We start from the raw sequence: 22,508 nt of genomic DNA on the forward strand, positions 1-22,508 counted from the left end.
ATTTTGTACTATAATTTTGCATTGAAACCAAATAGTGTACCTCTATGGCAGTTGCCAAACAATTTCTAAAAAGCAAACCTATTGCGAAAGTAACGTTTGAATTGTCGGCTGAGGCCGTCAATGGTGCGAAATCGGTCGCCCTGGCCGGTGAATTTAACGGATGGGACATCAGCGCCCAGGCCTTGAAAAAGCAAAAAGACGGTTCCTATAAAACAACCGTTGAACTGCCCGTAGGTAGCGAGTACCAATTCCGCTACGTTTTGGATGGCACGACATGGACGAACGATTGGGCTGCAGATAAATACGTAGCCAGTGGTGTAGCAGGTGAAGAGAACTCGGTCGTTGTTCTCTAAAAAAGACATTTACGTACGAAAAACGGGTAATCAAATCTATAAGAGATTTGATTACCCGTTTGCTTTTACACTTTTTCTGTTTTTCCTCGGCATGACAGAAAAAGTCTATACCGTAAAGCTATCCGATTCGACGTAGGCTTTGATAACTGCCATTTCACCCTCTTTACCTGGCTGCGAATTGCCGTGCTCCATGCCAAAGATAAATTCTTTATTTTCGGCTTTCTGCTTCTGGTAAATGTGCTTGAATATGTTTTTATAATTGATTTCGCCCGTGGTGGGTTCCTTCCTCCCTGGATTATCGCCCATTTGAAAATAGCCAATTTCGCTCCAGCACCAGTTGATGTGTGGAATAATATGCCCTTCGTTTTTCTGCATGTGATAAATGTCGAACAGAATCTTACAGGCCGGGCTGTTTACGGCCCGGCAGATTTCGTAGGTCTGATCGGAGGTGCGCAGGAATAGGTTCGGGGTGTCGCTGAGGGGTTCCAGTACCATTGTAAGGCCCGCCGGTGCCAGAATGTCGGCACCTCGACGGAGTGCATCGATAACATGGCCCGTTTGAATGCCAATAGGCAGATTGCGTTCAAAATCACCGGGGACGACGGTCGTAAATTTAGCATTGACCCGCTTGGCGGTTTCAACGGCTTTTCGGCAACCATTCAGGAAAATCTCAATGTATTCGGGTTTCCCGGCCGCTAGTGTGTTTTGACCATTGCCACCTTTATCGAGTACGAACACACCCATGGTCATACCCAGACGCGTCATCTCTTTGGCAATCTTTTCCTGCGTAGCCGCGTCCCGACCCATCATGCCGTTATCTTCCAGTGCCGTAAAGCCCATGTCGGCCATAAATTTGAGCTGGTCGATCAGGTCTTTACCCGCGTTGTTTTCGAACATGCCAAAGTGAGGGGCATATTTGAGTTTGAAATTGTTCTTAGCCAGAAAAGCAGGCTGTGAGTGCCAGTTATCGGCTACTGATTCGGCGGCAGCAGTCAGCCCCAGGCCCGCTGCTCCCAACGTTGATTTTACAAAATTGCGTCGTTGCATAATGATCTGAACCGCTCCGGCGGCCCGGCGGGACTGAGCAAATTTATGGATTAGAACAGATTTTGTAATCAGGCGCATCAAAGAAGCGAAAAGCAAAATCCTGAAAATCCATAAATACGTTAACTCCCGGTTTTATTTCTTTTTCAAACTGGTTAAATATTCTACTAAATCGACTAATTCCTGGGTACTCATGGCTTCCTGGAGGCCCGATGGCATCATGGACGAATCAATTTGCTTCATCGAGACCACATCAGCCATTTTATAGTTCTGGACCACACCGCCGGGAAACTTCATTTGCAGGTCGGTCTCAGTTTTGCTGGACACGATTCCAGTCATGGAGCTACCGTCTTTGAACTTCACTTCCCAGCCTTCAAAGCCAAAACTAATACCGGCATCGGGGTGTAAAATAGCCAGATACTGCCCTTCTCGCGGCAACTTAGAGCCTATTTCGGATAATTTTGGACCGAAATCCATGCCTTCGCCGTTGACCTGATGGCAAATAGAACAATTATTTTTAAAGACGCTAACACCTTTGGCGGCATCACCCTTCATAGCCAGTAATTCGGTGATGCCAGGTAGTTTTTTACCTTCAGCACTCTGGCCACCATCGAGGTAGCTGGCAGCCTGCTGACGGATGTTTTTACGCCAATCGTTACTTACGCCCTGTGCAGCCGCTTTTTTATAATCGCCTGTAATGTCGCCCGACTTGAGTAAGTTTAACACCAGATCGGCTCCTTCCATGCTTCCGCCCAGCGAACGAGTTGCTTCTTTACGAATCGACGCTGAACGTTTGGTATCCAGCGCTACCGTCTTCAGGATGTTGATGGATTCTTTATTGCCGATCCGACGCAAAGCCGTTAGCATATTCGTTGAGGCTTCGGCATCAGACCCGTTCAGAACTTCCCAGACCAGTGGTGCTCCTCCCTGTTTAAGCAATTGCCGAGCCGCATCCCGACCCATTCCATCCATGGATTTGGTCAATGCCAGTTGTTTCAGGCGGTTGTTTTCGGAAACAGGCTCGAAACGGGTTACCAGTTCGAGGTACTCAGGGGTGCCATATACATCATTAATTAATTTGGCAAGGGCATTGGTCGCTACGGGCGAATCGCGGACAAAAGCTGGGTCCAGATGACGCAGGGCTAGTTTGGTTACTTCCGTAGAGCCGCTATTGGCCTGTAAAATACCCAGCAACGCCGTTGATTTTTCGACCGCACCAGGGTTGAAGTCGAAGGCCCGGAAATAACGGAGCCGCTGATTAACAAGCACTGACGGGTCACCAGCCAGTTTGGCTAGTAATGGTACAGATTCTTTAGTACGCGCCCGCCAGACAATATCGCGCCCGGTTGCGTTGGCGATTGGATCACCAGTAACCTGCTTCAGCCAGGCCGTGTAATAGCTATCCCAGTTGCCATCGGCTCCGATGCCCAGTGCTTCCAGATACCAGCGGTCATTGCCATCATGTTTACTAGCTAGCTGAGCCCACAGAGCGGGGGCATCAGACGATGTATTCCGACGGAGAGCTAGAATGCACTCCCGACGTACCTGAGCATCTGGATCATTGACCAACTGCTTCACGTAAGGAATGATGTCCATTTTCCGTTCACGAGCCGCTCGCAGTCCTGTTATACGTAAATCGGGATTGGGGCTTTTCACGGCCGTTTCAATGTATTTTTTGCCGTTGTTCAACTGGCTTAGCAACCACAAAGCCCGTGCCTGCATGCGAGCGTTGTCCGATGATTTGTACAGTTTTGCCAGCGCTTTTTCGGCTTTCGGTCCCAGGCTATGGAGTTTTTGCCAGCCTGCATACCGGACAGCCATATTCGGACTTTGCAGGGCATCTATAGCGCCATCGGTTGTCGATACATCGACTTTCGGCATCGTGTAAGGCGAGTTGGGAGGAGCTACCCGGTATACGCGCCCCCGGTTCTGATCACCTGCCTGGTGGCCTCCTACACCTGGGTCGTACCAGTCGGCAATAATCAGCGAGCCATCAGGTGCTACGCAGACATCAGCCGGACGAAACCACTGATCGCGGGCACCTTCCAGTACGTTGACAAGCTGGGCTTTGTAGCCAGCCCCCTCTTTTTGTACAGGATATGACCGCACCACATTTGGGCCCGCATCGCAGTGAATAACCTGATTCCGAAAGATTTCAGGAAGCAGGTTGCCTTCATACACAATAATCCCCGTAGGCGAACCAGCCCCGGTCTGAAGTAGGTTGGGGACTACGCCTGGGTCGTTCAGGTGCCAGTGGCGACGCGGAATTTCGGGTTCGATGTTATCACGATTGGCTTGCCAGCCTGCGCCCGTCATTTCGTCGGTATAGCCGTAATTACCGTACTCCATGACATAATTGATACGAACGCCCTTGTTCCCATCGTCGTCGTTGTCCGACTGCCAGAGCGTGCCGTACGAATCGACGGCTATTTCATAGTTATTACGGAAATTCTGGCCCAGCACCTCTACGTTTTTCCCGTCGGGATCGCAGCGGAACACCATCCCCTGTTTGAAATTTTGCTTATTGATGGTTTTGCCCGTAGCAATATCCACCACTGCATTTTTGTCTTTATCAAGAAGCTGGCCACCTTCATTGCCGAAATTGAAATACCATTTACCATCGGGGCCGAACACGAAGGTGTGCATGCCGTGGTCGTGCTGTTCGCCACCGATGCCAGTAAACAGTAATTCTTTTTTGTCGGCTTTATCGTCTCCATTTTCGTCGGTGAGTACCCATACGTTCGGGCTGTCGGAGACGATGACCTTATTGCCCTGTACCCAAATACCGAGCGGGGATTCAATACTGGGGTCCTGGTAAAAAACTTTGGTAAGGTCAGCCTTGCCATCGCCGTTGGTATCTTCCAGAATGACGATACGATCCCCTTCCTTGCGGGTAGGATTGCCGTTAATAGCAGGTCGATAGTTATAGGCTTCGCATACCCAAACACGTCCACGAGCATCTACGTCGATGTTGGTAGGATTAGTAAGCATGGGTTCGGCAGCAAAGAGTGTTGCTTCAAGCCCATTGGCTACGTTCAGGCTACCCACCGCATATTTGGGGTCGTGTTTGTCATCATCACTCAATTGAGCAAATAGGGTGTTCAGGTAAGAGCCTGATGCTCTGTTGAGATTTCGATTTTGAAAAGCACCTATAAATGTACCGCTGACAATAAGGCTGGCGGCAGCGATACGTAGGGCTCGTTGAGAAAACAGGAGAGAATTTCCCGAAGAAGACCGATTCATGTGTCTATACCTGGAAGAGATTGTCTTTTAGCTAATTCAAAGAGTCGCGTTCACGGTATTTATACCCATGGATGCTGTGACTAAATTGCATTTAATTTGTCTATACTGTCATTATGATGGCTTTTGTGTACACTTGTGTGCCGAATGGCATCTCACCTAAATTCGTTAACGTATGGGTTTTCTGTATTCTATTCTGATTGGCGGTATAGCGGGCTATATCGCCAGCCGTATCATGGACAGCCATAATGCCTGGTACATCAATGTAATTCTGGGTATCGTAGGGGGATTTGTTGGAGGCTTTATTGCCCGAAAGCTTGGTAACGACCCTGACAATGACGGCCTGTTAATGAACCTACTGATTGCCGTAGGAGGTGCAGTGGTGCTCATTTTTCTGGGGCGTTTGCTTTGACAGTTAAATTGTAGTAGAAAACGAAGAAGCCACTTTCCGACGCCCTTCTTTAAAGAAAGTGCGCTGGAAAGTGGCTTCTTCGTTGGGTTAAGTTTGTTACGACTGCTTGGTGAATTCACCCGTAGCGCGTAATTCAACTTCTTCGCTCACTGGCATAGCCCCCGCTCCGCCTACGCCAAAATCGGTACGCTTTATTTGGCCTGTCATTTTGAAACCTACTTTTTCAGGGCCGGGCTTACCGTCACGGCCGGGCATTTGCTTAGGACCTACCATCGTCGCGTCGAGAGTAACCGGCTTGGTAACTCCGTGTATAGTTAGGTCGCCAGCTACTTTATACTTATTGTCGGCTACTTTCTTAAACGATGTACTCTTGAACGACATGGTCGGATATTTGGCGGCATCGAACCAGCGATCACCTTTCAGGTCGCCATCACGCCGTTCGTTGCCCGTGTCGATGCTGTTAATATCGGTTGAGAATTCGAAAACGGCATCCGACAGGTCGGGCTTGGCTGCGGTAATTTTAGCGTCGAAGGTCTTGAAATAGCCATCTACTTCCGACAACATCAGGTGGGTAACGGTAAAGCCAACTTTAGCATGTGCTTTATCCAGCGCCCAGGTTTGCGCATAGGTGGTTGAGAAAGCAAACAGGGCAACGGCTGTCAGTACTAAAGATTTCAGTTGGTTTTTCATTGATTGTAAAGCTAGATTTAAGGTGAACAGGAACTACAAGTTAAAGCAAAACAGGTATTGACTTAATTGACCATACGGCTCCACGGAGGCAAAGGTTGCTTAGAGAGAATCGTAACGATCGGTAATCTACAGAATCTGATTATCATTTGCACAGCGTATAAGTAGATTTAACAGGTAATTTACCGAGGACGCCCTCCACCCGATTGACCTCCGGCCGGGGCTGCCTGTTGTTGCTGTCCACCACCTTCGTTGCCTCCTTCACCACCCTTCACATCATCGTTGTTGACCGAGCGCGCTTTCCGACGGGGCTGCTCGAAGGTCATTTTACCAATCCGATACGTAAACGTTATTTTCAGATTGGAATTGTATAAGTGCGTCACATTCGATTGCGAAAGCAAGGGCGAGTTCAACGTAGTGCGCATGGTTACGCCACCGCCAACGAAGTTCTCAGCCGCCAGGCCAATACTACCCCGCTTGTTGGCCAGATCTTTCCGAACGCCCAGCGAGTACATGTAAAAACTACCCATTGTTCCCTGCAACTGCGGACTCGGCCCCCGGAAGAAACTGAACACCTGAGCGCTCCAGCCTTTGTCGAGTTGTAACTGGCTCATCAGGCGACCACCGATGCTTATGCCGGAATTATTAATGGTGATCGACTTCCCATCGGCTCCTGGCGTTAGCCCCTGCATGTACATATAATAACCGTCCAGACCACCATTAACACTCCATTTCGAGGTCAGGTTGGCATTGAAGAACACATTGGTTCCCATCGTGCGCTGAATACCTATATTCTGGAATGTGGTGACGATACCACCGGCCAACGAATCGGATGGGATGCGTATCTGCGTAATGGCGTTGTTGGTTAACCGGCCAAAAACAGCCGCGTTCAGATACACCTTCTTGATGGTTGAACTCAGGCTCAGCTCCACATTGTCGGTCAGTTCGGGGCTTAGAGTTGGGTTACCAACCTGAATCATCTGTGGGTTAGCCGCGTTCGGGTTGGGGTTCAACTGTTGCAGACCAGGTCGTTGAATCCGGCGGTTATACGCTGCCTTTACGGTGGTGCCCCCCTTCAAGCTTTTCGATACATTGATACTGGGCACCAGATTGCTATAGTTGGGAATAGCTAAGGTTGTGCTTTCATTCGCCTTGGCCGAAATACCCGTGTATTCGTACCGCGTACCGATCTTGAAGGTGTACTTACTGGGCGTTACGTACGTATACGAGATATAGCCCGCTCCGATGTTCTGATTATAAGCCAGTGAACCCGATTGGTTGGATGGGTCGATAGCCAGTTCGCCCGTGCTGCCGCCAATCAGGTACTTGAATCGACTATCAACCGTACGCATAATGGCTTTGGCACCAAATTCCAGCAACTGATTCTTTTTGATGGGCGTCTGATAATCCGTCTGAAGAGTTAATTCCTGGTTGGTGTTATTGTTGATGTTTTGCTGGCGACGCGTCAGAACGTTGGCGTCGTTCATAATATCGGCGTAGAAATTATTGGTCAGGCCCGTGCGGCTGTACTGGGTCGAAATACTCCATTCCTGCTGTGGCTTAAAGGTGCGGATATAGTCGAGGTTCATATCGACTGAATTCGATAAATCCTTCCGGTCGACATCCCGATTGGTAAAGCTCAACAACGAATCGCCGATTGAAGAGTTAGTCAACTGCGTTTGCTGCTGGATAAAGTTACGGGTGCCAAACCGGACATTGGCTGATAAGGATTGATTCTTGGCCAGGTCGTAGTCGAAGCCAAGGTTATACTGACCGAAAAGCGGTTTGTCGAAAGCAGTCCCTTCCTGATGGGTTTTCTGGTATTGCGTACCTACTAATGTCGTTTGATCGAGAGTCGATGAAGCCCGGTTATACATAGCCCGCCCAAAACCACCCAGCGTAATGCCTAATTTGCCCTGACGGTATGAACCGTTCAGGCCCAGGTTTGAAGCTCGTAACCCGGCTCCGGCATCAACATTCAGCGTTAGGCCGTGTAAGGTGTTCTTTTTGGTAACGATGTTGATAATTCCGGCGGCTCCTTCAGCATCGTATTTGGCCGATGGACTGGTGATCACTTCCACTGATTTGATCATGTCGGCGGGTAGTTGCTTTAGAGCGTCGGCTACACTGGCCGCAACAATGGTGGAGGGTTTGTTGTTGATCAACACGCGAATATTCTGACTACCCCGCAGACTTACATTGCCATCCAGGTCGACCGAGAGCATGGGAACACGTTTCAGTACATCCGACGCATCACCGCCTTTCGTGGCAATATCTTTATCGGCGTTGAATACCAGACGGTCAACTTTTTCCTCAATCAAAGCCGCCTGACCTGTTACCACTACCTCACTCAACGTACGAATATCGGCCGTGAGCCGCACCGATCCCATATTGATCTCGGTGCCTTTGGCAATGGTGAAGGGCTTGGAATCCAGATTTTTATAGCCGATGAACGAGTATTGGAGCCGGTAGTCGCCTGGAGCCAGTTTAGTCATCGAGAAAGCCCCTTTGGCATCCGACGTGGTTCCATCGACGGGCTTGTTGGTTTTTACACTAATCAGGGCAACGGTTGCGAATTCGACGGGTTTGCCTGACGTAGAATCGACCAGGAGGCCGTTAATTTTTCCGTTGCCTTTGGGTGTCTCTTCGGTTACGCCTGTAAACTCAGCTTTCTGACGGCGGTTATCCTGATTAAATCCACCGGGACCCCCACCCGGAGGGCCAAACTGGGCATAGGTTGTTTGGGTTAAACCAGTCCAAAGCCCAAGCATAAATAAGACCAGTAAGAATTGCTTTCTCATCGTTGTATAAGTCAACATTGACGAAGCAAAGCAATAGCGACGGTTTTAATTCGAAAAATACAATAGACCGATACTCTGCAAACGTCGGCAGAAAGCCCATTTCTGCCGATGAATGACTCCCTGGCTGGCCTGAGCCGGAAAGAAAGCCATTCATCGGTTAAAATGGCCGAACTATCGGGGAAGTCTGTAAATGTGACGATTGGCGGGTGTTTTATTCGGCTTTTCTTCTAAACTTGTACCTGTCTATGGCCGGATCGCCCCTGTTGTTTTTAGTGCTGTCTAAGCGTATAGATAGGCATACAGAAATCGCAGGATCTACAGAAACTACAAATTATGGGTGCAGCGCTGTTTTCTCGTCGATATGTTCCTTTGCTGAGTCACGTGCTGGGCTGGGGGCTGATGGGCTATCTGCTATTCTTTCAGTCGTTCACCTCTGAGATCCATTTTCCCGATGTGTTCTGGGTTCGGCAGAGTATTTTTTTCGTGCTGATGGTTGGGGTGTTCTACCTGAACGCCAATGTATTTGTGCCCCGGTACCTGCTGCCCGGTCATACAAGTCGTTATTTGCTTACGCTCTTCGGAATTATCGTCGTATTGATGCTCATCCTGGCTTTTATAGAGTGGAGCTTTAATTTGCCCATCTTAGTTCACCGGGCTTTTCATCCTGATGGAAGCGGCAAGATAAAATACTACGGCTGGATTCAGCCCAACCTGTTTACCATTCTGCTGATAGTAGGGATCAGTACCAGCATGACGCTCTTGCAGAAGTGGCAGATGGATGCCAACCTTCGGCTGGCGCTGGAGCAGGCTAAAACTACTTCGGAGCTTTCGTTCTTAAAAGCACAGATTAACCCGCACTTCTTTTTCAATACCCTCAACAACATTTATGCGCTGACGCTGATTGATGTTGAAACGGCTCGTGAAGCCCTGCACCGACTCTCGCGCATGATGCGTTACGTACTATATGAAACACAGTCGGGAACAACGCTGCTTAGCAAAGAGCTTGATTTTTTGAGTGATTACATTCAGTTAATGGAGCTTCGGCTCACGGACAAAGTGACCGTTACACTCGATACGCCTTCGCCCCTACGCGACCAGTCGATTGCCCCAATGCTGTTTCTGCCTTTTGTGGAAAACGCGTTTAAACATGGGGTAAGTACGCTGGAGCCAAGCTGGATTCGAATTAGTGTACAGCAACAGGATCATCAGTTGCAGATGGATGTACGAAATACGTTATTTACCCAGAAATCAACTTCGCTCGAAGCGGGTAATGGAATTGGGCTGGTCAATACACGTCGTCGGCTCGACCTGCTCTACCCTGGCCAGTACACGCTCTATATCAACGAGCATACGATGGCTGGCGAATATCACGTACAACTAACGCTGAATCTGGCATGACGCTTTCCTGTATCGCTGTCGATGATGAGCCGCTGGCGCTGGGACTGGTCTGCGCTTTCATCGAAAAAACGCCATTTCTGGCATTGTCAGGTCGTTTTAGTAGTGCTGTTCAGGCCTTGCAATACATTTTGCAACACCCGGTCGATGTTATTTTTCTGGATATTCAGATGCCCGACCTGACTGGGCTGGAACTGGCGCGGGTACTGGAGCGGAGCAATCGGGGACCACAAACGACCCGAATAATTTTTACTACGGCTTTCGATCAATTTGCCCTCGATGGGTTTCGGGTCGATGCGCTGGATTACCTGCTCAAACCGTTTAACTACGAAGAATTTCTGCGTGCTGCGAGTAAAGCCCGCAACTATTTCGAACTCGTGCAACGGCCCGAGAACAAGCCCATTATTGTATCGCCCGGCTTACCAACCTCGTCTGAACCAAGTGATGATTACTTGTTTCTAAAGGTTGAGTATCAGTTGGTACGCGTTTCGTACAACGATATCCTGTATATCGAAGGCTTAAAGGACTATGTGAAAGTGTATCGGCAAAGTGAGCCTGATAAGCCTATGCTATCGTTAACAAGTCTGAAGGCCCTGGAAGAAAAGCTACCTCCCCGGCAGTTTATGCGGATACATCGGTCATTTATTGTAGCTCTTGATCGAATCCATGCCGTCACCCGAAATTCGGTGCAGATTGGTTCGACAACCATTCCAGTGAGCGATCAATACAAAGATACGTTTGGGGAATTTATCAGCCGCTGGTTGTAGTGTCCGGTTAGGGGAGCCTACATACGACTTCGCAAGTTGTTACTTGTGCCATGGGTTATCGTCTGAATGATTATTTCTCCAGACTAACCCATAAATCGTTTAGGCAAAGCCCGGTTCACCGTTGTTACCGGGCTTTTTGCTGTTCACGAGCTAATAGAACGTTATAATCTATTGCTTTAGAGTAGCTTATGGAATCTGTATTCTAAAACCTTATTCGGGCAGTTAAGGTTATTCCAGACGAGATCATCATCTGCTTGTCGCTTGAAAAAAGTCTTACCTATTTTTCAACTTCTGAAAAGTGCTCTCACGCACTTGCAGGCCAACGATCCGATCCGAATGGCTGGAGCCACGGCTTTCTTTTCTTTTTTCGCACTCCCTCCCATCGTCATCATTCTTAGTACCTTATTAAGCCCTTTTCTCGGTGAACAGTCGCAGGGAGTAAGTGGGCAGCTATTTGACGAACTGGCTGATCTGTTTGGACCCAGAGGAGCTCGTCAGCTGGAAGTAATTTCCCATCGTTTACAGCAACCTAAACCGAGCAGTTCACTAACTGTACTCAGCGTTTTTTTAGTGTTGCTGGCTTCGACTACCTTATTTGCGATTGTCAAAAATTCTCTGGATCAGCTTTGGAACGTCAAAAGCCGATCGAAGCATCCATTCGTCTATTTTCTGCGGAATAAGCTGGTGGCTCTAACCATAATTATTGGTTCTGGTATTCTCTTTACGCTATCGGTTACGCTGGAACAGTTTTTAGGCCGGATTAGTACCGATTGGATGCTTTCGGCCTTGAGTTATTACCAGATCATGACTGACTTGGGTCATGTAGTTGCGTCGGTCCTGATTCGTATGGTCTGGTTTGCTATTCTATTCAAGTTTTTGCCCGATGTCCGTATGGCCTGGCAGGCCGTTTGGTTAGGAGCGGCTTTTACCAGCGTTCTGTTCAAAATCGGGGAGAGTATACTCAGTCGACTATTGATTCATAGTCAGCTTAGTTCCTTGTATGGGCATTCGGGAGCTATTATACTGGTGCTTCTGTTTATTTTTTATGCGTCGCTGATATTCTACTATGGCGCTTCATTCACTCGTCAATATAGCGATTGGATGCACCTGATTAGTGAACCGAGGTCGCAGGCGGTAGCCTATACGTTGAAAGAAGTTGAGCCAGCGAAACTGAAGCGAAACTGAAGCGAAAATGAGTAAAAAGGGGGCTTAATTGGTTGGTAATGACTACGATTTAGGGCCAGATATAGTGTATTTATACTATCAAAATCTGCTAATTTATTTACAAATAGATATCAACGCAGTAAGGTAATGAATCTCTTACGCAACCGGGCTAATCATACATTTTCTGGATTAGCCTATAGTATTTCGATATAAATCGACCTTAGTAGGTCAGCTCAAGCATATCGTCTTCGACAGGCGCTTCGCGGTCTTCTAATCGGTCCAGGACGAGTTTCGCAAATGCTACTTTGTCTGATTTGCGATACTGACCGGGCAACTGCCGACCCGAAGGAGCAACGAAATCTTTACTGACTTGCTGACACATTTCCCACAATCTTGGATTCATCCGGGCTCTGTACTGACGGATGGGGGTCTCTTCTGCAAACCAAAGATCAATTACATTCTTTATGGATAGTTTTACTACAGCACCCATAGCTTATTTTATTGGTGATTTTCGTAAAAAGAACAAATATTTAACTATTTAATGATAAAATTGTCTAATTAATGAAAATATAATCTATAATTATGCCAAATTCTACTTATACAGCTCATATGAAGGGGTTTTACATTAAAAAAGTTTATGTCTGATAGAATTAACGAAAACATCACGACAAAATTTTCGTCTGTTACTTTTCCGCAAGGAGTTTATAGCTAGTTGTTATTTCTACTTAAAGACGGTAAAAGCGTAATAAGGTTTCGTAAATTTATTATATGACCTTATGCCTTGAAAAAGTGGCCGATGATCGCTGACCCAAATCTGTTTTGTAAAGTTTCTTGTATAGTGCGGTTGACCGATTGAGGGAAAATCGAAACCCTGTAATGCAGAAGAGGCTTCCCTTCATTGACAAGTGCCAATAGCAGGAAGCCTCGATCCATACAGTTCTAGGCGTAGATGGGGTTATTGTACTGGCTGGCCGTTTTGGAAATTCCCTGTAATTTGATCCCCATCCGCAAAACGGTAAGTCCCTTTTCCATTGGGCATATTCTTCTGAAACCAGCCGACGTATTTATCGCCGTTTCGGTAGAAGTAGACGCCATAATCGCAACGCAGATTATCGCGAAAACCACCTTTGTATTTAACCTTACCATCAGCGTAGTATTCAGTGCCTTCGCCGTGTTTATCACCATCTTCGAATTCACCGGCATAACGTTCGCCCGTAGGATAAACGAAGACGCCCGTTCCGTCTTCACAGTCGCCCGAAACGCAACCGACAGTTGCTCGTGAAGCCGCTTTGGGGGCCAAAATCGGGCGTGAAGTGGGAGTGGGTGCGTTAGTAACAATCGGTTTGGGGGCCATAGCGGCCGGGGTTTTCACAAGTGTCCGGCTTTTAGGATACATTGCTTCGGCCTCCAGCCAGCCTTTACGAATGGCGTCAATCCGTTCAGGTTTGGCCGGGTGGGTTGGCGTAGCCCGTTCGTTGCCCAGCTTTCGTACCGCCACCAGCGATTCATCGAGCGATGCGCCTAACTGATGCAGCACAAAGCCCGAAAATTTATCGGCCTCAATCTCTTTTTGAGGCTGCCCACCACGCCCGTCGATGGTATGCCCCTGTAAATGGTGACCAATCTCGTGCGCCATAATACTAATAGCCGACCAGTCGGTTTCAGTTTCATCTTCAATTTCCTGCATGAATGCACCATCGTACACGATGAACCGCTGACCTTTCAGAACAGTCGCAAAACAGTTGGAGGTATTGGAGCATTCGATGACCTTGAAATTTCGCATCAGGCCAATCGGTTTTAAAATCCGGTCGACCACACGCTCGGCGTGTACATTCGAATTCGTAGTTGGCGAACAAACGACTTCGGGATTAACGTTGCCACCTGTATAACTACAAATAAAAGAACCAGAAGAAGGAATTTGGGCAAGTAATGGCCCCGACAGAGCCGTACTTAAAACAAACATGGGTAGGGAGAAAGCCACTCTCACAAGCATAACCAGATTAGGTTAATCGTTCAACACGGCAGAATAACGAAAAAACGGTTCGCTGTAGTTTATAGAAATTCCAAGTTTACGGGCCAGAAAAAATATACCCGCATTATTAATAAACCTTATTGATTGCTTAGGATACATGCAGACTGCAGGTCAATTATTTTTAACTTGCGGTTTCAAAATGTAATTAGTACTTCATGCAACCCCTTATTGATATTGCCAACCAGGTACACGCGCTCGAAAAGAAGGTGCAAAAAGAAGGTCATTCGGGGAGTGGATACCTGCGCCATATACAGCGTATCCGGCAGTCGCTGGCCGAATTAGGTACCACATTTCACAGTCCCGAAGGCGAACGCTACACGGAAACCCGAACCGATGTGGAAGCGAGTGTTACTGGCGAATCGATGGATAATCTGACGATTACGCAGGTAATTAAGCCGATTGTTAGTCAGCATGGCCAGATTGTGCAGGCTGGTATCGTTATTGTTGAGCGTGTATAAATCCACTATCCATGCAAACCATCAATTTTGGTATCGATCTGGGGACAACCAATTCGCTGATTGCCCGGTTTACGGGATCTCAGGCGGAAGTGTTCAAGAACCCTGTCGGCTTGAAAGAGACATTGCCCAGTTGCGTAGCTTTTCGTAAAGAGCGTATATGGGTGGGTGATAAAGCGCGGGAGTGGCTCCTGAAAGACCCCCTCAACGTGTTCTCCAGCTTTAAACGGAAAATGGGAACGAGTGAAACGTTTTCAATCCCATCGCGACAGGAAACGATCTCGCCTATTGATCTATCGGCGCTGGTGCTGAAAGAGCTCAAAAATTTTATTCATACGGGCGAAGTTCCCGAAAGTGTTGTCATTACTATACCAGCCAGTTTCGATACCGTTCAGAGCAACGCAACTAAACAGGCAGGTTTGGATGCAGGCTTTCGGGAAGTGGTATTGCTACAGGAGCCGATTGCGGCTTCGCTGGCCTACTTTAACAAGCATACGCTGGAGAAAGAGTCCGGAAAATGGCTAGTGTATGACCTCGGCGGTGGCACGTTCGATGTCGCCCTGATTGGCATTGAAGATAACGAAATGAGGGTGCTGGACCACCAGGGGAATAACTACCTGGGCGGGGTCGATTTCGATCATTCGCTGGTTATGGAGGTGCTGGTGCCCGAACTAATCCGTCAGACAGGCCAGATGGATATCGCCAGTCAGTTGCTCACGCACAAGGCTCGCTACGAGAAACTGTACTATGTGCTTCTGTTGAAAGCCGAGGAAGCTAAAAAAGAACTCACCACCCGGTTCTCAACCGAGGTTGAAGTAACGTTTGAAACCGATGAGGGCGACGAACTTGATTTGCTGATCCCTGTTGATCGTGAGCAGTTTAATGCAGTTATCCGTGAGCGGATCGACGATACGGTTGGCATGCTGGAAACAATCATGTCGCGGAATAACCTGAGTACCGACGCTATTTCCGAAATCATCCTGATTGGGGGGAGTACCTATATACCCTACGTTCGGACTACACTGGCCCAACGGACTGGCCTGCCAGTCAATACCGATGCTGACCCAACAACGGCCGTGGCTGTTGGAGCCGCTTATTTTGCAGGTAGCACCCCGGTCCGGCAACCAGCTCAACCGAAGCCTGAGCAGACCGATTCAGTACCGGCTATTCAGATACAAACTGGCTATAACAAAACCACCAGAGACCTGGAAGAATACATTTCGGCCAGTGCAGATGGGGTAATTGACGGACTGTTTTATCGCATCATTCGGACTGATGGTGGTTTCGATACGACGCTTCGCCCGCTTACGGCCCGCTTTGGTGAGTTTGTCGGGCTATTGCCAAACCGGGTCAATACATTCACGATCAGCGTATATGATGGTTATAACAATCCTGTTTCTGTTCTGGCTGAACCCATCTCGATTACGCATGGGCTGTTCAGCCTGTATGGCCAGCCGCTACCGGAAGATATCTGCATTGAAGTCGATGACCTGATGAACAATGCAACCCGCTGTGAATTGATTTTTAGCCGAAACAGTGTGTTGCCGCTTACCAAAACCATTTATCGGGAAATGAGCCGGACCATTCGGAAAGGGTCGGACGAAAGCCTCATTATCAACCTGCTCGAAGGAGATGCCACTCAACACCCCAGTACCAACAAGAATATTGGCGTCATTGAAGTGCGGGCCACCGATCTGCCAGCCGACCTGGTAAAAGGTTCGGATGTGGAACTTAAAATCGATATGAGTGAGTCGCGGGATGTGTCGGTAAGCTTACATTTGAGCATGACCGATCAGCAGATTGATGAAGTATTCAGTCCAACCCAGCGCTATGTGAGTCTTACCAAATTGCGCGACGAGATACAGGAGCTACGTGGCCAGCTTGACGTTGACTTGCAGAAAGCTCTGCAAAATGAGGAATATGAAACAGCCGCTCAACTTCAGGAACTAGTGGACCGGGCCCGCAAATTGCATGAGCAGGCCAGGCAGGCACAACCGGATACGCTGACCGACGAGAAATACCAACTCGATGAGGCCAAGCGCAAACTGGCCCGGCAGTTATATACCACTGGCCCGGTAAGCAACCGGGTTATCCGGACCAAAGAACGGTATTACGACCTGATGGAGTCGTTGCAAAACTGGTTTCATACGTTGCAGGAGATACCCCCAAAGCAGCGAGAGGAGATTCAGCAATTGAAAGCCAATGAGCCAGAGGCTATGCGCGGAAATAATTACTTTCGCGTCGAAGGGCAGTATGCCCATTGCCGTCGGGTATACCACAACACAGTCCTCTACACACCAACCTTGCTGGTTTATTTCTTTCATATCTATGCCGGTTTGTCTCCGCAGGAATTCACAGATTATCAGCGGGCGCAGGCCGAAATCAAACGGGGCGAAAAAGCGCTGGATCGACAGAACTACGATGAGCTTAGAGGGGTTTTTCTGAATTTACTGGGACTGACTAAAAATGCGGAAGTGATCGAAACCAGAATTAAAGGTACCGGCCTGGGCTGATTTTACGACTATGGCTTACCAATCGCCTTTACACTTGTTAGATGGATTGCAGTTAGTGCCCAGCGAGCTAACTCTATCGTCGCTAGGCCAGTTGCGAAAAAAAATACTGGCCGAATTCAACCTGACTCCCGATTATAGCATTACGGTAGGCGACAGGCAGTATACCAAAGATGAGGCCCTAAAGGCGATCGATCGGTTGAAAGATGTATCGAACCTGAGCGAGCATGTCCTTATTTTTCAGGATAAGCCCTTACTGGCCTGGCTTGAACGACCAACGGAAGAAGTTTTTCCGGCTAAAGCCATCAGCGAGAAACGGTGGGGGGGCAATCAAACCGAATTCTGGCAACAAACTCTGTCCAGTGCCTTGCAGGCACATTGTTCCTGGCTACTTAAAAACCATCTGTTTAGTCAGGCTAGAGAACCACTAGCAGTTGCGTTTGCTTTGCCGAGCCACCATCAGGATGGTATCCTGGGAATGATTTACGGGCAGATTCACGAGGTTGTCGTAGCTTTGGAAGTCGCTATTGAACGGCCTAGCTCTGCACGGGATTCGGCCGCGTTTGGTTTTATCGTATACGATGATTGGGCCGACTTCCTGAACAGTTTACCAGAATACACCTTTTGGGGAATTGTGAATGAGGTTTGTGTGAATGCGGTCAATTATACGGTTGCGGTTCAGCACACCCAGCGGCATTTTGTGTACGAAATCACTCATCAGCTTGTTCGTATCAAGTGCGACGAAGACCTCAAGAAAACCATTAGAAACAACTATGCCATCTACCGGGATAATTATCACCTCAGTCCCGGAGCACCTCGGATGAGTACGGACTCTGAAAAGGGCACAAGAAATTATTGGCTAATTTTTTGGGTGCTATTTATGCTCGCCAAGGCCGCGCTTTACTGTCATCGCTAATAAAGTTTGGGTAAATCTAAAAACCAACTAATCCAGTGAGCCGTTGAATTCGGGACTTGAGTTTGTTTTTCCGATTCAGTGGAAATCGTACAAACGCTATTGCGAAAGCTGTCACAAGATTAGAGCATTATTTGTGAATTTTATCATCGTAGTTTATTGATTTACATTACCTCAACTTTTGGGTGATTAGCCACAAAGCACTTGTTTATAAAAACATTCAATTGTTCCGGTGCGTACCCATTACCAATCACGAGTTGCTTAATTTTGGTAGACAGCCAGTAATTTTGAGCCATGAAACGAATTTACTTCTTTGTAGCCTGTATACTTGGAATCGCTTTTTGGGCCCAAGCCCATGAATTTTGGCTCCAACCGGCTACCTTTTTTGCCGAGCCCAACCACGTTGTTCCAATTAAGGTGCTCGTGGGCGAACACTTTCAAGGAGAACGCTCAGAAGGTAAAAAAAATCGAATTATTCACTATACGCATTGGAACGGTTCCACCAAAGAAGAAATCACACCAAAGCTTATGAAAGGCCATTATGGATCAGTGCCCTTAATCTTAACCGCATCTGGCACCCACTTAATTACCTTGGCTAACACGAATAAATATCTGGAAATGCGGGCTGATAGTTTTCTACTTTACTTGCAGGAAGATGGCTTAGATCAGGTCATCCAATGGCGTGAGAAGCATAATCAAACTCAGAAACGGAGCCGGGAGTTTTACCGACGATGTGTGAAAACCTTAATCCAGGTGGGTCCTTTGACTACTAAGGATCAGACGTTCAGTCTGAATACAGGCATGCCATTGGAAATTTTACCGGCTCAAAATCCCTACAATCTAAAGCCAGGGGCAACGCTTCGTTTTACCATCCTGTTTGAGAATAAGCCTTTAGCTGGGGCTTTGGTACGCTATTGGAATCGAGCACCAATTAAGAATTCGGCACCCGCTGATTTTACCCAACAAGAGCAACGCAGTGATGTCAATGGGCAGGTTCGTTTTCAGCTCAAAGCCGGGAATAACATGATTAGCCTGGTTCAGATGGTGCCCTATACCGACACCAGCCAAGCGGATTGGCAAAGCTATTGGGGTAGTTTAACTTTCGGTTGCCGTTAAACAATCACTCATTTTTCAACCATTTATTCGTGAAGTAAAGCATTTATCCCCTTTGGTTTCTCTTGATTGGCCTACCTGCTTACGCTCACCTTGGAAGTCTATTTGGAACGGTTTGTGATCAATCCACGAATTTACCGATTCGTGATGCCACCGTTCAACTAACCGGCCTGGGCAAGGCAACCTTGCCCAATGAGCTAGGCCAATACCGATTTGATGGCTTGGTGGCAGCCCCCTACCAAGTGGGACTGTCTCATGTTGGCTATAAAAGTCAGGTGATCGAATTCACGGTGACCGACGATCAAACTACTAATGTAAAGACCCAACTCGTAGCGGCATCCGTCGAGTTAAGCGAGGTAGTTGTTTCCTCTCAACGCCCTAACGACCAACAGATCATTAGCAGCCTGGATATTGAACTCCGGCCCATTAGCAATTCCCCGGAAATCTGTCGGATGTTTCCGGGTTTGTTTATTGGCCAACATGCAGGGGCGACACATGAGCTCTGCCATTTACTGTTTAAGGCTCATACCCCCATCCATGACTAGTTCTGCGCCTGTAATGAAGCTAGCAGCATCACTACTAAAATAAGCCACCATTTTTCCCACATCCTCTGCTTTACCGATTTGGTTAAGCGGGATGCGCTCAAGCATCCACTTATTAAGTTTTACCAATTGCTCATCACTGTATCCGGCCTTGGTTAGAATCTGAGTTTGAGTAGGGCCAGGGCTAACGCTGTTTACCCGAATCTGGCGTGGAGCCAGTTCGACCGCTGCAATTCGCATCACTGCGTTTAAGGCCGCTTTACTAGATGAATAAATAGACGAATTGGCCCCATCCATGCTGGCTGTATTCGAGGACAGAAATACGACCGATCCTCCGTCGTTGAGTAAGGGGATAAACCGGCTCAGGGTAAAATAAGCCCCCTTAAAATTGACGCTCATGACCCGATCGAAGGCTTCTTCAGTTGCTTGCTCGATACTAGCTCCATCCAATATACCCGCATTAATAAACAGAATATGAATTGCCTGATACTTATCTTTTATAATACTGGCCAGTTCGTCGATATCAGCTAGCTGCCCTTGATCAGCTACTATACCAATAACCCCTAATTCAGCAGCCGCCTGATCAACAGCTTCCTTTCGCCTGCCGGTTATAATCACCTGAGCCCCTTGGTGCTTTAATTCTTTCGCTGTAGCATAGCCAATACCACTGTTACCACCTGTCACCAGCGCTATTTTTCCTGTTAGTGCATCCATTGTTATAAACTTTTTTGAGTGAGGCAAAAGTATGACTGATTTGGTATAACTTTGTTACCAGTATAACCAAGTATACCAACTATGCATGACGGCAAGCGACTTGAACTAGCCACGGATATTTTGGCCAATCCTCGAAATCAGCGCCAAGAAGTACAGGCCTTACAGGATACGATTTATGTTGTTGGTGGTAAATGGCGATTGCCCATCATCAATTCGATTTGCAATGGAAACAAACGCTTCCGGGAGATTGAACGAAGTATTCCTGGCATTACCACCCGTATGTTATCTCGGGAGTTAAAAGAGATGGAAGCTAATGGGTTGATTAAGCGAACGGTAACCCCTTCCATACCGGTGGGTGTCGAATACAACTCAACCGAGTACTGCCATTCGTTTGGTGACATTATTCTAGAGATGATCAAATGGGGTAAGCAGCATCGGGAACGGCTAAAAAATCAGGATAGGTAATAACTTAATTTGTTGTGGAGAGCCTTCGAGTCCCAACAAGGTCATTCTCAAAAAAGGCTTCCTTAGGCATAAAAAAAGCTCCCACTTAGGGGAGCTTGCCGCTTCGGGGGAGCTCAGTTAGCGAGTTCGCATCCGATAAATCGTCCGGCCACGGAGACCCACTAAGGGGCCACCTACTTCAATAATACGGGGCCGAGCCGGGCGGTTGATGTGCATTAATTTAGTGTTCATTGTCTTTGTTGTTTGTGAATGTGCTACAAAGATGAGGGGAAGTAACCAAGTCCGCAAAGAAAAACTGGTCAAGCGTCGATTTATGGGGATAAACCACTTAAAACGAACGATAAGTGGCGAGAAGTTAGAATTGACTTATTCTAATAAATAACGCAATATAGTTTTGGCTTTTATCGTCTAAAATGAAGATGTAGGATTATTTCAGGAGGCCAAAAGAAAGCCAGACGACGAAAAAGTCACCTGGCTTTGGGTTTCGCTCTGTGTATAGTTCTAGACCCGCGTTCAAGTGAGTATAGGCTACTTCGAGCGAAATACACAAACTAAACTAGGGCTAAATGAAATTGTTTGAGAGTAGAGTGATCTTTTTACATTTCTAAAATTATGAAGGATTGCTTTTCAAACTGAGCATCCCATAGTTTTAGAAAACGAACCACGTATGTTACCAACTGGCGTTGATAGTTTATAAAACGTTCCGTCTCATTAAACGCTCCATCTTGAGACGAAGGAGCGTTTTCATGTATCTACTCGTTAATTCGGCGTGTCAGTAAATAGTAAACTTGCCACAATTTAACGGGTAAAGTGTCAGGTGCAAGTCAAGAATAGGGCAATAAGCCACCTCCCACAGTAGGAAACACAAGTGTAACACTCTGTTATAAAAATACTTTTTGTGTTATGCTTAAGCATTGGTGGAAAGCCTTAACCATTCTGATTCTGGCCTATGTCTTCATCGCGGGGTTGATGAGCCCGGTGCCCAAATTGCCCATTTTACACGAAGCCATCCGCAATACATTCTTCCATCCCCCTCTTTGGATCGCCATGATGATCTTGCTGTTCGCATCGGCCATCATGGCGATCCGCTATCTAAGAAAAGGAAAGCTGGATGACGATCTTATTTCGGTTGAGCTGGCCAACACGGCTCTCTTATTTGGGGTGTTAGGCTGTATTACTGGCTCCGTGTGGGCCTATTTCGCTTGGGGCGATTTGTGGCCTAACGATCCTAAAACCAATGGAGTAGCCGTGGGCATGCTGTTGTACCTGGCCTATTTTGTGTTACGGGGGCCAGTGGATGATGAGATGCGTCGGGCCAGGATATCAGCCGTTTATAACATTTTTGCCTTTGCTGTTTTCATTCCGCTCATTCTCATCTTACCCCGATTGACAGATTCATTGCATCCTGGTAACGGAGGGAATCCAGGGTTTAACCAATACGATGCCGATAATTCCATCAAGCGCATCATCAGACCCGCTTTTGTGGGCTTCACTTTACTGGGTTTTTGGATTACTCAGCTTCGGGTCAGATTACGCCGGTTGGAAACGCTGCTCGATGAGCAAGACGACCTGAACAAGGCCTCCACAAAGCAGTCATCCGATGTACAAAATACGCCAAACTTATAAATAGCTTTTTATGGATCAGTTAACGGAATTATTACGCCAGGATGGTAAGATATGGGTAGTTATAGCGGTGATGAGTATTGTCCTATTCGGCTGGTTAGTGTATCTGGTTGGGATTGGTCATCGAGTCAGTAAAATTAAGAAACGAACTCATAGTTAATGTTTCTCATAAAAGGCTCCAAAGTGAGACGAGGAAAGATTGACGTATCCGTATTTCGGGCGTTTTATAAAATGGTAGTACGGACATGGGCTAGTCAATAAAATAAGTACCATTTACT

At 47.4% G+C, this 22,508-nt stretch carries 21 protein-coding genes; 14 read left to right on the forward strand and 7 right to left on the reverse strand.

Annotated elements, in window-relative coordinates; all coding sequences use genetic code 11:
• Nucleotides 1-44: 44 nt before the first annotated feature.
• Complete coding sequence (locus B5M13_RS30185) at nt 45-353, forward strand: isoamylase early set domain-containing protein (protein WP_020597594.1); 309 nt, start codon at nt 45-47, stop codon at nt 351-353.
• A gap of 105 nt (nt 354-458) precedes the next feature.
• Here B5M13_RS30185 and B5M13_RS30190 read toward each other — a convergent pair whose 3' ends face one another.
• Nucleotides 459-1,400, reverse strand: coding sequence for a hydroxypyruvate isomerase family protein (locus tag B5M13_RS30190; protein ID WP_080060137.1), 942 nt, complete (start codon nt 1,398-1,400; stop codon nt 459-461).
• A gap of 132 nt (nt 1,401-1,532) precedes the next feature.
• Nucleotides 1,533-4,640 carry a PVC-type heme-binding CxxCH protein gene (locus tag B5M13_RS30195; protein WP_080059197.1) on the reverse strand — a complete coding sequence of 1,036 codons (3,108 nt, stop codon included), beginning with the start codon at nt 4,638-4,640 and terminating at the stop codon, nt 1,533-1,535.
• 172 nt (nt 4,641-4,812) lie between these two features.
• Between B5M13_RS30195 and B5M13_RS30200 the strand changes: the two genes are divergently transcribed.
• Entirely contained in the window at nt 4,813-5,049 is a 237-nt protein-coding gene (locus tag B5M13_RS30200; RefSeq protein WP_080059198.1) for a GlsB/YeaQ/YmgE family stress response membrane protein, read from the forward strand.
• Nucleotides 5,050-5,145: 96 nt separating this feature from the next.
• Here the strand turns inward: B5M13_RS30200 and B5M13_RS30205 are convergent, their stop codons facing one another.
• Both B5M13_RS30205 and B5M13_RS30210 read right to left on the reverse strand, forming a co-directional pair.
• On the reverse strand, nt 5,146-5,739 hold the full coding sequence (locus tag B5M13_RS30205; protein WP_179950467.1) for a YceI family protein: 594 nt from the start codon (nt 5,737-5,739) through the stop codon (nt 5,146-5,148).
• A gap of 179 nt (nt 5,740-5,918) precedes the next feature.
• Nucleotides 5,919-8,537 (reverse strand): TonB-dependent receptor domain-containing protein, encoded by a 2,619-nt coding sequence (locus B5M13_RS30210; protein ID WP_080060139.1) that lies wholly within the window; start codon nt 8,535-8,537, stop codon nt 5,919-5,921.
• 108 nt (nt 8,538-8,645) lie between these two features.
• On the opposite strand from B5M13_RS30210, the gene B5M13_RS34485 reads away from it, so the two are divergent.
• From B5M13_RS34485 to B5M13_RS30225, 4 genes are all read left to right on the forward strand, one after another.
• Nucleotides 8,646-8,768 (forward strand): hypothetical protein, encoded by a 123-nt coding sequence (locus B5M13_RS34485; protein WP_262508061.1) that lies wholly within the window; start codon nt 8,646-8,648, stop codon nt 8,766-8,768.
• Between the two features lie 102 nt (nt 8,769-8,870).
• The gene (locus tag B5M13_RS30215; RefSeq protein ID WP_080059199.1) at nt 8,871-9,935 is read left to right on the forward strand and encodes a sensor histidine kinase; all 1,065 of its coding nucleotides are present in this window, start codon (nt 8,871-8,873) and stop codon (nt 9,933-9,935) included.
• Complete coding sequence (locus B5M13_RS30220; RefSeq protein WP_080059200.1) at nt 9,932-10,699, forward strand: LytR/AlgR family response regulator transcription factor; 768 nt, start codon at nt 9,932-9,934, stop codon at nt 10,697-10,699. Before B5M13_RS30215 ends, B5M13_RS30220 begins: the two co-directional genes overlap by 4 nt.
• Before the next feature lie 261 nt (nt 10,700-10,960).
• Nucleotides 10,961-11,884: a YihY/virulence factor BrkB family protein gene (locus B5M13_RS30225; RefSeq protein WP_080059201.1), complete on the forward strand. Its 924-nt coding sequence runs from the start codon at nt 10,961-10,963 to the stop codon at nt 11,882-11,884.
• A gap of 199 nt (nt 11,885-12,083) precedes the next feature.
• On the opposite strand, the gene B5M13_RS30230 is transcribed toward B5M13_RS30225, so the two are convergent.
• Both B5M13_RS30230 and B5M13_RS30235 read right to left on the reverse strand, forming a co-directional pair.
• The gene (locus B5M13_RS30230; protein ID WP_080059202.1) at nt 12,084-12,353 is read right to left on the reverse strand and encodes a hypothetical protein; all 270 of its coding nucleotides are present in this window, start codon (nt 12,351-12,353) and stop codon (nt 12,084-12,086) included.
• A 465-nt stretch (nt 12,354-12,818) separates the two neighbouring features.
• Nucleotides 12,819-13,856, reverse strand: coding sequence for a M48 family metalloprotease (locus B5M13_RS30235; protein WP_080059203.1), 1,038 nt, complete (start codon nt 13,854-13,856; stop codon nt 12,819-12,821).
• 194 nt (nt 13,857-14,050) lie between these two features.
• On the opposite strand from B5M13_RS30235, the gene B5M13_RS30240 reads away from it, so the two are divergent.
• The 5 genes from B5M13_RS30240 (at nt 14,051) to B5M13_RS30260 (ending at nt 19,431) form a co-directional block, all read left to right on the forward strand.
• The gene (locus tag B5M13_RS30240) at nt 14,051-14,353 is read left to right on the forward strand and encodes a hypothetical protein (RefSeq protein WP_080059204.1); all 303 of its coding nucleotides are present in this window, start codon (nt 14,051-14,053) and stop codon (nt 14,351-14,353) included.
• Between the two features lie 11 nt (nt 14,354-14,364).
• The gene (locus B5M13_RS30245; protein ID WP_080059205.1) at nt 14,365-16,863 is read left to right on the forward strand and encodes an Hsp70 family protein; all 2,499 of its coding nucleotides are present in this window, start codon (nt 14,365-14,367) and stop codon (nt 16,861-16,863) included.
• Between the two features lie 10 nt (nt 16,864-16,873).
• Nucleotides 16,874-17,776, forward strand: a complete 903-nt coding sequence (locus B5M13_RS30250; protein WP_080059206.1) for a hypothetical protein — start codon at nt 16,874-16,876, stop codon at nt 17,774-17,776.
• 291 nt (nt 17,777-18,067) lie between these two features.
• On the forward strand, nt 18,068-18,889 hold the full coding sequence (locus B5M13_RS30255) for a DUF4198 domain-containing protein (protein ID WP_080059207.1): 822 nt from the start codon (nt 18,068-18,070) through the stop codon (nt 18,887-18,889).
• A gap of 62 nt (nt 18,890-18,951) precedes the next feature.
• Nucleotides 18,952-19,431, forward strand: a complete 480-nt coding sequence (locus tag B5M13_RS30260; protein ID WP_317046962.1) for a carboxypeptidase-like regulatory domain-containing protein — start codon at nt 18,952-18,954, stop codon at nt 19,429-19,431.
• On the opposite strand, the gene B5M13_RS30265 is transcribed toward B5M13_RS30260, so the two are convergent.
• On the reverse strand, nt 19,396-20,142 hold the full coding sequence (locus tag B5M13_RS30265; RefSeq protein WP_080059209.1) for an SDR family oxidoreductase: 747 nt from the start codon (nt 20,140-20,142) through the stop codon (nt 19,396-19,398). The genes B5M13_RS30260 and B5M13_RS30265 overlap by 36 nt on opposite strands.
• Nucleotides 20,143-20,223: 81 nt before the next feature.
• Between B5M13_RS30265 and B5M13_RS30270 the strand changes: the two genes are divergently transcribed.
• From B5M13_RS30270 to B5M13_RS34315, 3 genes are all read left to right on the forward strand, one after another.
• Nucleotides 20,224-20,607, forward strand: coding sequence for a winged helix-turn-helix transcriptional regulator (locus tag B5M13_RS30270; RefSeq protein WP_080059210.1), 384 nt, complete (start codon nt 20,224-20,226; stop codon nt 20,605-20,607).
• Nucleotides 20,608-21,510: 903 nt separating this feature from the next.
• A complete protein-coding gene (ccsA, locus tag B5M13_RS30275) occupies nt 21,511-22,233 on the forward strand; it encodes a cytochrome c biogenesis protein CcsA (protein ID WP_080059211.1) in 723 nt (240 codons plus the stop codon).
• A 70-nt stretch (nt 22,234-22,303) separates the two neighbouring features.
• The gene (locus B5M13_RS34315; protein WP_245860110.1) at nt 22,304-22,390 is read left to right on the forward strand and encodes a hypothetical protein; all 87 of its coding nucleotides are present in this window, start codon (nt 22,304-22,306) and stop codon (nt 22,388-22,390) included.
• Nucleotides 22,391-22,508 lie beyond the last annotated feature (118 nt).

This window comes from Spirosoma aerolatum (assembly GCF_002056795.1).
Taxonomy (GTDB): Bacteria; Bacteroidota; Bacteroidia; order Cytophagales; family Spirosomataceae; genus Spirosoma; species Spirosoma aerolatum.